The following is a 13,232-nucleotide window of genomic DNA, read 5'->3' on the forward strand; positions in this document are numbered from 1 at the left end:
GCCGTCCTGGGCGCTGGGCGCGGGCCTTGCGGCGTGCGTGCTGGCGGTGGTGGTGGGCGCGGCGCTGTTCGGCCTCAGCGTGCCGTACATGCTGCTGGCGCTGGTGCTGGTGCTGCCTTTGTGCGCGGTGTGCGCGCGCGGAGCCGGACAGGTGGACGTGTCTCCGGTGACGCAGATGGGGCAGGTGACGCAGGTCATCTTCGGCGCGCTGCTGCCGGGGGCCATGGCGCCCAACGTCGCCGCGGGCGCGGTGGTGTCGGGCGCGGCGGCGCAGACGGGCGTCAGCATGTGGTCGCTCAAGGCGGGGCACCTGCTGGGGGCCTCCGCGCGCCACCAGCTCGTCGCGCAGCTGGTGGGCGTGTTGGCCGGGTCGGTGGTGGGGGTGCCGGTGTACCTGCTGCTGTCCAGGACATATGGCCTGGGCTCGGAGGCGCTGCCCGCGCCCTTCGCCCACCAGTTCCGCGCGGTGGCGGAGGTGGCGGTGCGGGGACTGGACGGGCTGCCGCCTCACGCGGCGCTGGCGGCCTGCGTGGCCGTGGGCGTGGGCGCGCTGCTCACCTGGGTGGCTCGGGGCCGTGCGGCGCGGTGGCTGCCGCTGCCGGTGGCGCTGGGCATCGGCTTCATCCTGCCGGCCTACTACGCGGTGACGCTGTGCCTGGGCGCGCTGGGATTGGCGGCGGCGCGTCGGCGCTGGCCCCAGGCCGCGGACCGGGACACGTCCACGCTGGCGGCGGGCGCCATCGCGGGTGAATCACTGGCGGGCGTGCTCATCGCCGCGCTGATGGCCTTCGGCCTCACGTAGCCGGCGAGGGCTCGTGCACCTTCTCCAGGGAGCGGCGGATGCGGCCCTCCATGAGGTTGGGCACGTGTCGCGCGCGCTCCAGGGCCTCGCTCAGCACGCGCGCGGCTTCTTCCCGGTCGCCTCGGCGCAGCGCCGCCAGCCCCATCATCTCCAAGACCTCCAGCGGCTCCTGCTCCACCGACACCTGCGCGGAGCGCTCGCGCAGGGACCACCACGCCTCGGGGGCGGCGTCGCGGGTGGCCAGCTCCACCATGGAGAAGAGGACCTCCTCCGACGGGCTCAGCTCCACGCCCGGAGGGCCTTCCGCCATCACCTGCCGCACCTGGGCCAGCACCTCGCGGGCGCGGGTGTGCCGGCCCATCCAGGCCAGGGCCCGCGCCTGGAGCAGCAGGGCCCACGGGCGCGACGCCACCTCCGGGTGCCGCCGCTCCAGGGCGATGGCGCGGGTGATGTGGGGCGCGGCGGCGTCGGCGTCGCCGGCCTGGTAGTGCAGCTCACCGAGGTTGTGCTCGGCGAAGTACTCCCAGCCCACCATGCCCAGCTCGCGGCCCAGGTGCATGAAGCGCTCCTGGTCCCTCAGCGCCCGCGTCAGCTCCTTGCGCGCCACCCACAAGTTGCGCCGGTTGTTGATGGCGCTGCCCAGGTGGAAGAGGTCGCCGCGCTCGGTGCAGGCGGTGATGACCTCGGTGAGCACGCGCTCCGTCTCGTCGATGTCGCCCAGGTTGGGGAGGATGACGGCCAGCAGCAGCTGCGCCACCACCTGCGTCTCGTAGCCCGCGTCGCCCAGGCGGCGGGCGCGCTCGGCGGCGGCCTCCAGCGGCATGCGCGCCTCCTGCCACTCGCCCTTGCGGAACTGGGCGCGCCCCAGCGCCAGCAACAGCCGCGCCTGCACGTAGGGCGAGGACACGGTGGCCGCCAGGTGCTGGGCCTCCAGCGCGCGGGCCTCGCTGCGCGTGTAGTCGTTCACCCAGTCCAGCGCCATGGCCTCGTCCAGCAGCAGCTCCACCTCCGTGCGCGTGTGGCCCAGGCGGCGGGCGCGCTCGCGGGCCGCGGCGAAGTCCGCCAGCGAGTCGTCATACCGGCCAATGCGGATGCGCATCAGGCCCCGGCCGCGCAGCGCGGTGAGGCAGCGCAGCTCGTCGGTGGGCTCCAGCAGCTCCAGCGCCCGCGTGTACATGGCCTCGGCGTCGAGGAAGGCGTGGCGGCCCCGGGCGGACTCGGCCAGGTCGATGGTGAGCGCGGCGGCCTCGTCGCGGCGCCCGGCGGCGGCCGCGTGCAGGGCCAGGCGGGGCAGGCGCTGGCGCTCACCGGCGCCGGCCGCGCTGAGGAAGTAGCGGTAGGCGGCGTGGTGGACGTGCTCGCGCTCGGCGGCGGGCAGGGTGGAGGCCACCGCCTCGCGCAGGAGCTCGTTGCGGAAGCTCAGCCCTTCGTGGCGGTGGGACACCAGCAGGCCGGAGTCCAGGAGCCGCCGGGTGGCGTGGCCCGCGTCCAGGGGGAAGCCGCCCGCGGCCCCTTCGCGCTCCAGCTCGCGCACCACGCCCTCCGCCGTGGCCGCGGTGAAGTCCGTGCCCAGCATCGCGCACAGGCGCGCGTGCGCGGCCAGGGAGGGTGGCAGCGCGCCCAGCTCGCGGTCCGCCAGCCACTCCACCAGCCGCAGCTCGGGCACCTTCTCCAGCCCGTCCGTGACGAGGTACCAGCTCCCGCCCGGCGCGCGCTGGCGCACGAGGCCCTGGCGCTTGAGGCCGCGCACCAGCTCCACCAGGTAGAGCGGGACGTGCTGGGCGCGCTCGACGATGCGCTCCACCGCTTGCGCGGGCACGTTCTCCACCGGCTTGAGCAGCAGGCGGCACAGCGTCTGCGCCGGGTCGGCCGGCAACACGGGCAGGGCCAGCGTGGCCTGCTTCGCGGCGCGCGTGCCCCACGTGGGGCGGCTCTTCTCGAAGCCGGGACGCGCCAGCACGCAGACCCACAGCGGGACGCTGGCCTCGGCGAGGCAGGCGTACTCCAGCGCGTCCAGCGCCGTCTCCTCCGCGAAGTGCGCGTCGTCCAGGACGAGGCACAGCGGGCGCTCGCGGGCATTGGCGGCCAGCAGCTCACCCGCGGCGCGCATGGCCAGCGAGCGCAGCGCGCCGGGCGCGGCGGCCCAGCTCTGGAGCTCCGGGCCACCGGGCGTGTACCACCCCAGCGTGGCGGCCACGCCGGGCCACAGCTCGGTGCCCAGCGTGGGGCCCAGGCGCTGGAGGATGGCGGCGCGCGTCTGCTGCTCGGTGTCCGTGTCGTCGCGCTCGAAGGCGTTGAGGGCGCACCGCAGCAGCGTGCGCAGGGTGCCGTCGGGGTCGCCCTGCACCGGCTCCCGGGAGCGCGAGCTGTACACCCGCGCGTGGGGCAGCAGCAGGTGGAGGCGGCGGGCGAGCGTGGCGGCCAGGTGGCTCTTGCCCAGGCCCCGCTCGCTCAGGACGGTGACGATGGTGGGCGTGGCGCCGCCCACCGCGGAGCGCGCGCTCTCCAGCAGCTCGGCCAGCTCCGCCTCGCGGCCCACCAGCACCTCGCTGCCCAGTTGGAGGACGGTGATGTCCGGACGGGGCGCGGCGCCCGGGGGCGCGGGGCGCAAAAGGCCCCGCAGCTCCGGCACCTCCATGCAGGGCACCTCGGGCACGGCCTCGGCGGCGGCGGGAGACAGCAGGAGGCCCTGGGCCTCGGGCCCGCTGGGATAGCGGTCCTCGCGGGACAGGATGGCGCCCAGGTAGCGCGGCGCTCCGGTGGGGCGGCGCTGCACGGTGACGGCGGACACATCCACGAGGCCGTTGGGCGACAGGCCCCGCTCCGCCAGTCCCTCCGCGGCGCGCATGGCGCGGCGCACCGGGTTCTCTCCCGCGTCCGGGTCGAAGACGGCGGCGATGCGCTGGGCGTCGGAGAAGGCCAGGTGGCCGCCATAGGAGGCCAGGGCCTTCTGGAGCGCCACGGGGTTGGCGCGCGAGGTGAGGAACAGGATGGCGACGGAGCGGCGCACCTGGGCGGGGCGCGGCTCGCCCGGCGCCGCGGGCCGAGGCGTCGCGGGCGCGGTGGCGCGGTGGGCGTGCTCGAAGGCCTCGCGCAGCGCGCTGCCCAGCGCGGCGGCGTTCTCCGGACGGCGAGCGGGCTCCTTCGCCAGACAGCGCAGCACCACCTCTTCCACCGCGGGCGGCACGGGCGCGAAGTCGGACGGGGGCGGTGGGCGCAGCGACAGGTGGGCCTGGAGCACGTCCGGGGTGGGGCCGAAGAAGGGCGGCCGTCCGGTGAGCATCTCGTAGAGGAGGACGCCCAGCGCGTACACGTCCGTGCGCGCGGAGATGTCCGCGGTGCCCGTGCACTGCTCGGGGGCCATGTACTCCGCGGTGCCGGCGAAGCCAGACGCGTCGCTGGGCGTGGAGGCCTCGCTGGGCAGCGGGGCGCTCTCCGTGGTGGCGCCCCGCACCAGGCCGAAGTCGAAGACGCGCACGCGGCCCGTCGCCTCGTCGACGAAGAGGTGCTCCGGCTTGAGGTCGCAGTGGGCCAGCCCGTGGGCGTGGACCTGGGCCACTGTGTCCACCACGGCCAGCGCGCGGGCGGCCAGCTCTTCGGCGGGCAGCGGTCCATCGGCGCGGGCCAGCCGGTCCGCCAGGGTGGGCAGCGGCACGTACTCCATGGCCAGGAAGCGCGCGCCGCCCGTCAGCGCGCCGGTTTCGTAGAGCGCGGGCACCGTGGGCGGCCCGAGCATGCGCAGGGCCTCCGACTCACGGGCGAGCTGGGCCCGGCCCAGCCAGTTGCTCCCGCGGGCCACCTTGATGGCCACGCGTTGACCGTCCGCTTCGCGCAGGGCGCCCAGCAACACGCCGAAGCCTCCTTGCGCGAAGACGCCGTCCACCTGGTAGCCCGGAACGGCGGGCACGGGGGACGGCGAGGGTGTCTCTCCCTGGGGAGGCGGTCCTGGCGGGCACGGCGCATGGGAGCCTTCCCAGCGCCGTCCGCATGTCTGGCATCGCGGCACCAGGGGACTCTACGTCAGGTGTCCGCCGGTTTCAGAACCCCCGGGGTCGTCTACGTACCATCCCGGGGGTCCAGGGTTTCCCACCACCGCGTTCAGCGCTCCGGGACTTCCACCGCGCGCAGCAGCGTGGAGTCCGAGCCCGGCATGCGCACGCGCAGGAGCAGCGCGTCGCCGGGCTTCGCGGACGTCAGCGCCTGGGCGGCGTCCGACACGCTGGCGATTTTCTGGTCGCCGACCTGGACCAGCACCATGCCCGGCACCAGCCCCCCGCGCTCGGCGGGGCTGCCCGGCTCCACGGCCACCACCTGCGCGCCGCCGTCCCGCGTCTCCGTCAGCTGCACGCCCAGTCGCCTCGGCGCGGAGGCGGACGCGTTGCGCGGGAGCACCTCTTGCTCGCCATTCAGCGCGGGCCGCGTGCCCAGGGTGACGTCCAGCGACTGCGTCTTGCCGCCGCGCAGCAGGTCCACCTTCACGCGGCTGTCGGGCTGGAGCAGGGCCACGGCGCGCGTCAGCCCGCCCGCGGACTCCACCGGCTTGCCGTTGACGGAGGTGATGACGTCCTCCTCGCGCAGGCCGGCGCGCTCGCCCGGGCTGCCGCGGTTGACGCCCGCCACCACCGCGCCCTTCATCGCCTCCAGGCCCAGCGCCCGCGCCAGGTCCGGCGTGAGGTCCTGCACGGCCAGGCCCAGCCAGCCGCGGCGCACCACGCCCGTCTCCTTGAGCTGCGGCAGCAGCGCCTGGATGAGCTTGCTGGGCACCGCGAAGCCAATGCCCGTGGCGCCGCCGACGATGGCGGTGTTCATGCCCACCACCTCACCCTTCATGTTGAAGAGCGGCCCGCCGGAGTTGCCGGGGTTGATGGCGGCGTCCGTCTGGAGGAAGTCGTCATAGGGGCCCGCCTGGATGTCGCGGGCCCGCGCGGACAGGATGCCCGCGCTCACGCTGGACGCCAGGCCGAAGGGGTTGCCAATGGCCATGACGGCGTCGCCCACGCGCAGTGCGTCCGAGTCCCCCAGCGGCACCGCCGGCAGATTGCCCGGCGCCTCCTTCAGCTTCAGCAGGGCCACGTCGGTGAGAGGGTCGCGCCCCATCACCTCCGCGTCGAAGGCACGCCCGTCATCCAGCTTCACGCGCACCTGGTCGGCGTCCTCCACCACATGGTTGTTGGTGAGGACGATGCCGGAGGCGTCGATGATGAAGCCAGAGCCCGCGCCCTGTCGCGCCGGGCCGTTGCCCTCGCCGCCGAAGCCGGGCGGCAGGCCGAAGCGCTCCGCCATCCCGGGCGGCAGGCGCTGCATGGCGGCGGACCTGCGGGGCCGCGCGCGCACCTCCACGTTGACCACCGCGCCCTTCACCGCCTCCACCAGCGGCGCCAGCGAGGTGACGCCGCCCTGGCTCCCGGCCACGGCCGGATTGAAGAGCGCCTTCTGGATGGGCGGCGCCGCCTGCGCTGGGGCAGCGGCGGCGACCTGGGCGGTGGGAGCGGGCGGCGCCGCGGACGCGGAGCCAACGGCTTGACCGCAGGCGCCGAGCGTGGCGGCGGGAAGAAGGACCAGAGCACTGAGGAAACGGCGGGACGGGAGCGAGCAGGCCATCGTTCGTTCTCCAATCGAGAGGGAAAATGCCGGTTCAGGCGAGGGGCCTGCGCGAGAAGGGTCCCACCTTGGAGGGGTGGAAGATGATGCCCTGCCGCCGACTGTCCCCCGACGTCAGCAGCGGTCATCGCCATGGGGTTTCTTGTGTGAGCCCCGCGCCCGAACCGATGCTGAGAGGCATTGCAGTTGGCGGGCCAACGCGCCTCGCCCTCGGGATGCCTCGGGGCCACGGGCCGTGCGCGCCCCGGGTGCCCCGTCGTTCTGGGGCAAACTGCCCCGGCTTGGGGCATTTCTCCCCGAGGCAACGTGCCCCGCCCCAGGGGCCCGGCGTGGCACGGGGGATGCTCATGCGTGGGGCGCCCGGCGCCGCCCCGTCCCCAAGCGAGGAAGGGGCCCAGGTGCCGGGCGTGCCCACCACACCCAAGGAGCAACGATTGATGGGGCCAGATGAGTTCACGGCGGTCAGCGATGAGGTTCGGGAGTGGCCGCGGTCGACGCGTGAGTGGGTGGCGCGTCGCAGCGCTCCGCGCATCCTCCTGGGGGAGGACCAGCCGGAGATGCGCTGCCTGCTGCGGCGGGCGTTGTCCCGGCGCGGGTATGACGTCGTGGAAGCTCCGGATGGGCCGGGGCTCGTCAAGGCCCTGGTGGACGGACTGCTCGCGCAGCAGACGCAGGTCCCCGACCTCATCGTCACCGACGTGCGCATGCCCGGCTTCTCGGGCATCGAGGTGCTGGCCCGCCTGCGCCGCGAGGGCTGGACGACGCCCGTCATCCTCATCACCGCCTTCGGGGATGCGCAGCTCCACCAGGAAGCGGAGCTGCTCGGCGCGGCGCGCGTGCTCAACAAGCCCTTCGCCATGGAGGACTTGTGCGAGGCGGTGGAGGCGCTGGTGCCGCCTCCGCGCTGAGCCTTCACGGCGCGCGTGCCCGGACTGTTCACCCGGTGTCGCGGGCCCGCCGTTGAATCCGATGGACGCGGTGGTCCGGGTGCTTGCACCCTGACGGACCTGGGTCCAGGCTCGCGCGGGGCGGTCGGCGTCGCACGAACCGCTTCACTCGAGGCGTCTCATGCGGATTCCAACCTGGCTGCTGTCATTGCTCGCGCTGGGCGCGGCGTGCCATTGCAGCCCCACGAACCGGCCGGTGCCGGATGCGGGAGGCGGCGTGCAGGAGCCCGTGCGGCGCGTGGCGCACATCATCCGTGAGTATCCACACGCGACGAATGCCTTCACCCAGGGGCTGGTGTTCCACCAGGGGCACCTCTTCGAGAGCACGGGGCACCAGGGGACGCTGCGGCAGTTGTCGCTGGAGAGCGCGCAGCCGGTGTGGATGGAGCGGCTGGGGAACATCTTCGCGGAGGGCCTGGCCAGCGACGGCGAGCGCCTGTACCAGATTACCTGGACCGAAGGACTGCTCTTCACCTGGAGCGGCCTGCCTCCACAGCGCGAGCGGACCACGCGCTACGCGGGGGACGGCTGGGGCCTCTGCTACTGGGACGGGAAGCTGGTGCGCAGTGATGGCGGCACCATGCTCACCTTCCACGAGCCCGACGGCTTCGCCCTGGTGGGCGCGGTGCAGGTGAAGCTGCGCGGCCGGCCCGTGGAGCTCATCAACGAGCTGGAGTGCGCCAACGGCGTCATCTACGCCAACATCTGGCACAGCTCGGACGTGCTGGAAATCGACCCCGCCACGGGGACGGTGGTGGGCGTCATCGACGCGTCGGCGCTGACGCGCGCGGTGGCGGGGCAGGTGACCAGCCCCGAGGCGGTGCTCAATGGCATCGCCGTGGAGCCGGGCTCGGGCCGCATCTTCATGACGGGCAAGCTGTGGCCCCGCATCTTCGAGGTGCGCCTGGACGAGGTGGACTGAGACGTCAGCCCTTGCGGGTGCCGTCGTCGCGCTCCAGCTTGCGGTACAGCGTCTTGCGGTCCACCCCGAGGATGCGCGCCGCCAGCGTGCGGCTGCCGCCCACCGCCTCCAGCACGCGGTGGATGTAGCGCCGCTCCAGCTCCTCCAGCGTCACCAACTCCGAGGCGTCCTGCGTCTCCGGCACCACGCGCGGCTGGCTGTAGTTGCGGACGCGCTCGGGCAGGTCGTCCACGGTGATTTCCTCGAAGGAGGTGAGCGCCACGGCGCGCTCCAGGCAGTTCTGCAGCTCGCGCACGTTGCCCGGCCAGCCGTAGGCCAGCAGCCGCTGGGCCGCCGCGGGGGACGGGCCCAGCACGCGCTTGCCGGTGCGCGAGGCGAACTGCTCGATGAAGCGCTGGGACAGGGCCAGCACGTCGTTGCCGCGCGCGCGCAGCGGCGGCAACTCCACGCCGATGACGTTGAGCCGGTAGTAGAGGTCCTCGCGGAAGCGGTCCTCCTCCACGGCCAGCTCCAGGTCGCGGTTGGTGGCGGCGACGATGCGCGCGTCGAAGGGGACCTCGGTGTCGCCGCCCACCGGGCGCACCGTGCGCTCCTGCAGGGCGCGCAGCAGCTTGGGCTGGAGGGTGAGGGGCAGCTCGCCCACCTCGTCCAGGAAGAGGGTGCCGCCGTTGGCCTGGACGAACAGGCCGGTGCGCGCGGCCTTGGCGTCGGTGAAGGCGCCCTTGGCGTGGCCGAACAGCTCGCTCTCCAGCAGGGCCTCTGGCATGGCCGCGCAGTTGATGGCGACGAAGGGCCCCTCTTTGCGGCGCCCGCGCGTGTGGACGGCCCGGGCCGCCACCTCCTTGCCGGTGCCGCTCTCGCCGGTAATCAGCACCGTGGAGTCCAGGTCCGCCACGCGGTCGATGAGCGCGTAGGCCTGCTTCATGGGGGGGCTCTCACCCACCACGGTGCCGCTGTCCTCGCGCCGGCCCAGCTCCTGGCGCAGCCTGCGCACCTCTTCCCGCAGGGCGCGGTGCTGCACGGCGCGCTCCAGCACCAGCACCAGCGCGTCCACGTCGATGGGCTTGGTGACGAAGTCGTAAGCGCCGGCGCGGATGGCGGCCACCGCCGTCTCCAGGCTGCCGAAGGCCGTCACCACCACCACGGGGATGTCCGGGCGGTTGAGGGCGATGCGCTCGCACAGCGCCAGGCCGTCCATGCCGGGCATGCGCAGGTCCGTGAGCACCACGTCGAAGTCCTCGGCGGCCAGCCGCACCAGGGCCTCATCCGCGGACGGGAGCGCCACGGGCGTGAAGCCCCGGCGCGTGAGCCCCTTCTCCAACATCGCGCGCATCTCGCGCTCGTCCTCGACGACTAGGACGCGGCCTGGCATGTGTCCTCACCCCTTGGCAGGTAGATGGAGAAGCAGCTACCGCGTCCGGGCTCGCTGCGCACGGCAATCCAGCCGCCATGCTCCAGCATGAGCCCATAGGAGACAGACAGGCCCAGCCCGGTGCCCTCGCCCACGTCCTTGGTGGTGAAGAAGGGCTCGAAGACGTGGGACAGCACGTCCTCGGGGATGCCCTGGCCCTGGTCCTCCACGTCCAGGCGCACGAAGTCCGCCTCGGGCCCGCCCACGTCCGGGGGCGGGGTGCTCCGGGTGTGGGCCGCGCTGACGCGCACCGTGCCCGGCTGCTTCATGGCCTGCACGCCGTTCATCACCAGGTTCGTGAGCACCTGCTGCACCTGGCCCGCGTCCACCTCCACCGTGAGCCCCGCGGGGATGTCCGTCTCCAGCGTGACGCTGCTTCGCGCCGCCATGGAGCGCAGCAGCGACAGGGTGCGCTCGACCAGGCCCTGCACGTCCTCCGGCGCGCGGTGCGGCTTCCTCCGCCGCGCGAAGTCGAGGAGCTGGCGGATGATGGCCGTCATGTGCTGGGCCTGCTGCGAGATGATTTGCGCGCACTCGCCCACCTCCTCGCCCTCCGCCTCGCCGGAGGAGATCATCTTCGCCCGGCCCATGACGACGTTGAGCGGGGTGCCCAGCTCATGCGCCACGCCGGAGGCCAGCTTGCCCACGGTGGTGAGCCGGTCCGCGTGGCGCAGGTGGTCCACGGCGGACAGGCGCGCGGCCGTCTCCGTGGCGAGGCGTGAGCGCGTCTCCTCCAGTTGTTCGCCCATGCGGTTCATGGCGCCGGCCAGCGTGGTGAGCTCGTCGCCGCGGCGCTGCGGGAGCGGCACGCGGGCGGTGAGGTCGCCCTGGCCAATGCGGTGGGCCAGGGACACGAGCTGGTCCACCGGCTCGCCCACCAGCCGGCGGCCCATGGCCATGGCGGCCACGATGAAGCCCAGGGCCATGGCGGCGGTGGCGGCGAAGGTGCCCATGACCACGGTGTTGACGTATTTCTGCTGTTCGCCCAGCGACTCGGTGATTTCGATGGCGCCCAGCCGGTTGCCGATGAGCACCGGCGTGTACGAATGCAGCAGGCCCGGGTCCACGGCGGGGTCCACCATGGAGCCGTCCTTGCCCTGGAGCAGGGACGTCAGCAGGCGCGGCGGGAAGCCGGTGAGGGCCGGAGTGCCGGGGCCGCCATCCAGCCACACCCAGCGCAGGTGGACCTGCTCCTGGAAGCGGTTGGCCTGCTGGAGCAGCGTGAGCGCCTCGCGCTCCCCGGCGAGCTGCCACGCCTTGCCGATGGAGCCAGCGAGCGTGTGGCCGAGCAACCGGTGGTCATGCTGCATGTCCATCGCCGAGCGCTCGAGCTCGCGGCGGACCTGGACGTACTGCAAGCCCGCCATGACGGCGATGGCGAGCAGGACGAGGGCGAGGGTGAACTTGCGGGCGAGTCTCACGGGCGGTTCGAAAGAGGCTGCTCCGGTCCGTGCGCCTTGAGGGGAGGGAGCGCACGGACCGGAGGTGGGTTCTCACAACGTACCGCGAGTGCCGCAACAAGGAAGGCGGCGTTTGCCGCACGGGCCCTCGCCGGCTGTCGGGACGGGCGGGCCTTGCTTCCTTGGGCTGACGCGAAGCATCCGCTGTGCCAACGGATGTCCTGCGCTGTGTCACTCGGGGGGCGTGTGCCGTGTCCCACCCTGGGCGGGGCAGATTGCCCCGGTGAGGGGCAGGATGCCCCGGGACACCTTTCTACAACCCCGACGTCTTGTGTTCCCGCACGAAATCCTCACGGAGGAACCGGCGCCGGAGCGCGCGCGTGACCTCCGCGTCCCACCGGGCGGAGAACACCTCCACGAAGGTGCGGCGGAAGCGCAGCGCGCACGCCAGACACAGCAGCGTGGTGGCCAGCCCGATGACCGCGTTCTGCCAGGAGGCGAGGTTCCACTGCCCCTGCCAGAACCACTCCCGCATGCTCGTGGGCCAGTAATAGTAGATGGGCCAGCCTGGGCCGCTGCCCGCGAGGTCGCAGAGCAGGTGCAGGTGGAAGGCGAACAGGGACAATGCCGCCACCCGCAGCCGCTCACGCGCCAGCGCCGCGCAGGCCACCGCCGTGACGAGGGCACCCACGTAGCCATGGAAGATGACGTGGTGATAGCGGATGTAGGCCGCCTCGCCCGCGAGGAGCGTGAGCCCATCCAGGTCCGGCGCCAGTCCCGCGCAAGTGACGAGGATGCGGTCCCTGCGCTCACGCAGGCCCTGCGCCGCGAGCCAGGCCAGCTCCGCATGGACAATCGGATTCATGTCCGCAGCCTATGCCGCTGCCCGGCCTCTCTTCACCTCACCCGACCACGGGCGCTCGCCGGGGTGTGCCGAGCAGTTCCAGCGTGCGCATCGCCACGTCCACCAGGGAGGAGGCACACGGGTGGCAGCCGCCACCGCAGCAGCCCGGCCATTCACCCTCCGGGTCGCGCAGCAGGGGATACACGCAGCCCCGCAGCGAGTCCGGCAAGCCGACCTCCTCGCACGCGCGGCGCAGGGCCGCCTGCACGGCCGCGTCCTTCACATCCAGCACGGCCCGTTCATAACGCCCGGGCCAGCAGGCGCCAGCCCCCGGTGCAAGGGCGCTCCCTTTCTGATTGCCTAAAATCATTAGGAGCCTTACGAGGCCGGTGCCGTGCCTACTCGACCTCCCACTTCCCCGACGCCCGCGGCGATGCCGCGCTACGAGCGGCTCCGGCGCTTGGCGCTGCGCTTCCCTGAGCTCGACGCCAGCGCCATCGAGACGTGCATCACCCTGCTGCGGGCTTCGCACGACTTGTCGGGGGCCTATGACGCGCACCTGGGCCGTCACGGCCTGTCGATGGGGCGCTTCATGGTGCTGGTCCGACTGCTCACCACCGAGGACGACGACGTGGAGCGCGTGAGTGGGCTCACGCCCGCGGACCTGGCGGAGAGCTCCGGCGTCAGCCGGGCCACGATGACGGGGTTGCTGGACACGCTGGAGAAGGACGCCCTCATCTCCCGCGAGGACCATCCGGGGGATCGCCGCATGTACACGGTGCGCCTCACGCCCAAGGCCCGGCAGCTCATCGAAGGCGTGTTGCCGGACCACTACCGGCGGATTGCCGCGCTGATGGCGCCCTTGACTGAAGAGGAGCGCGCCACGCTGCGGACCTTGCTGGCCAAGGTCACCTCGGGGCTCCCCCTGCTGAAGGAGCCCTGACTCACGACCTCGTCGCGCGGGGCCTGCCGTATCACCGACACGCCCCGCGATGACGAGACCGCTCAGCGCTTCGCGTGGGCGCGAGCCTGGGCGGGATTGCGGCGGCGGGCGAACAGCGCGGCGAAGGAGAGCAGGCCCGCGGCGGCGGTGATGGGCACACCCGCCGTTCCGCCGCCGGAGGCATTGCAACCCTGCGCCCCAGCGGCGCCCGGCGGACGCTCCCCGGAGAGGAGGTCCTCGGGGGTGGTGATGCCCCAGCGGGTCTGCGGCCGCGTGTCGGGCGTCTGGACGATGGGCGCGTCGGGGAGCTCCTCGGACGGCGCGTCCTCACCCGGCTGCTCCGGCGCGGGGAGGGTGGGCTC

Annotated in this window: 11 protein-coding genes; 4 read left to right on the top strand and 7 right to left on the bottom strand. The window is 73.2% G+C overall.

Features of this window, described 5'->3' with window-relative positions; genetic code table 11:
- Window positions 1–802 (top strand): OPT/YSL family transporter (locus tag G4D87_RS21550; RefSeq protein ID WP_163783945.1); only part of this gene is annotated, 802 nt, incomplete at its 5' end.
- Here G4D87_RS21550 and G4D87_RS21555 read toward each other — a convergent pair.
- Complete coding sequence (locus tag G4D87_RS21555) at window positions 795–4,808, bottom strand: serine/threonine-protein kinase (protein WP_163783946.1); 4,014 nt, start codon at window positions 4,806–4,808, stop codon at window positions 795–797. The genes G4D87_RS21550 and G4D87_RS21555 overlap by 8 nt on opposite strands.
- Window positions 4,809–4,900: 92 nt before the next feature.
- Window positions 4,901–6,403: a Do family serine endopeptidase gene (locus G4D87_RS21560; protein ID WP_163783947.1), complete on the bottom strand. Its 1,503-nt coding sequence runs from the start codon at window positions 6,401–6,403 to the stop codon at window positions 4,901–4,903.
- A gap of 407 nt (window positions 6,404–6,810) precedes the next feature.
- On the opposite strand from G4D87_RS21560, the gene G4D87_RS21565 reads away from it, so the two are divergent.
- Together G4D87_RS21565 and G4D87_RS21570 are read left to right on the top strand one after the other, a co-directional pair.
- On the top strand, window positions 6,811–7,311 hold the full coding sequence (locus G4D87_RS21565) for a response regulator (RefSeq protein WP_371928571.1): 501 nt from the start codon (window positions 6,811–6,813) through the stop codon (window positions 7,309–7,311).
- 160 nt (window positions 7,312–7,471) lie between these two features.
- Window positions 7,472–8,272: a glutaminyl-peptide cyclotransferase gene (locus tag G4D87_RS21570; protein WP_163783948.1), complete on the top strand. Its 801-nt coding sequence runs from the start codon at window positions 7,472–7,474 to the stop codon at window positions 8,270–8,272.
- Window positions 8,273–8,276: 4 nt separating this feature from the next.
- Here G4D87_RS21570 and G4D87_RS21575 read toward each other — a convergent pair whose 3' ends face one another.
- The 4 genes from G4D87_RS21575 to G4D87_RS21590 form a co-directional block, all read right to left on the bottom strand.
- Window positions 8,277–9,644 (bottom strand): sigma-54-dependent transcriptional regulator, encoded by a 1,368-nt coding sequence (locus tag G4D87_RS21575; RefSeq protein ID WP_163783949.1) that lies wholly within the window; start codon window positions 9,642–9,644, stop codon window positions 8,277–8,279.
- Complete coding sequence (locus G4D87_RS21580) at window positions 9,626–11,104, bottom strand: sensor histidine kinase (RefSeq protein WP_163783950.1); 1,479 nt, start codon at window positions 11,102–11,104, stop codon at window positions 9,626–9,628. The genes G4D87_RS21575 and G4D87_RS21580 overlap by 19 nt, the downstream gene beginning before the upstream one ends.
- A gap of 292 nt (window positions 11,105–11,396) precedes the next feature.
- The gene (locus G4D87_RS21585; RefSeq protein WP_163783951.1) at window positions 11,397–11,948 is read right to left on the bottom strand and encodes a metal-dependent hydrolase; all 552 of its coding nucleotides are present in this window, start codon (window positions 11,946–11,948) and stop codon (window positions 11,397–11,399) included.
- Window positions 11,949–11,985: 37 nt separating this feature from the next.
- Complete coding sequence (locus G4D87_RS21590; RefSeq protein WP_163783952.1) at window positions 11,986–12,219, bottom strand: hypothetical protein; 234 nt, start codon at window positions 12,217–12,219, stop codon at window positions 11,986–11,988.
- 102 nt (window positions 12,220–12,321) lie between these two features.
- Here G4D87_RS21590 and G4D87_RS21595 point away from each other — a divergent pair, with 102 nt between their 5' ends.
- Window positions 12,322–12,870: a MarR family winged helix-turn-helix transcriptional regulator gene (locus G4D87_RS21595; protein ID WP_163783953.1), complete on the top strand. Its 549-nt coding sequence runs from the start codon at window positions 12,322–12,324 to the stop codon at window positions 12,868–12,870.
- A gap of 62 nt (window positions 12,871–12,932) precedes the next feature.
- Here G4D87_RS21595 and G4D87_RS21600 read toward each other — a convergent pair.
- Window positions 12,933–13,232: MYXO-CTERM sorting domain-containing protein (locus tag G4D87_RS21600; RefSeq protein ID WP_275902296.1), on the bottom strand; the 300-nt coding region annotated here is incomplete at its 5' end.

The organism is Myxococcus vastator (genome assembly GCF_010894475.1).
GTDB lineage: Bacteria > Myxococcota > Myxococcia > Myxococcales > Myxococcaceae > Myxococcus > Myxococcus vastator.

Excerpts from the sequence above, each read along its gene's own strand:
- G4D87_RS21575 (WP_163783949.1), bottom strand. The coding sequence starts at position 9,644 with ATGCCAGGCCGCGTCCTAGTCGTCGAGGACGAGCGCGAGATGCGCGCG.
- G4D87_RS21585 (WP_163783951.1), bottom strand. The coding sequence starts at position 11,948 with ATGAATCCGATTGTCCATGCGGAGCTGGCCTGGCTCGCGGCGCAGGGC.
- G4D87_RS21560 (WP_163783947.1), bottom strand. The coding sequence starts at position 6,403 with ATGGCCTGCTCGCTCCCGTCCCGCCGTTTCCTCAGTGCTCTGGTCCTT.
- G4D87_RS21570 (WP_163783948.1), top strand. The coding sequence starts at position 7,472 with ATGCGGATTCCAACCTGGCTGCTGTCATTGCTCGCGCTGGGCGCGGCG.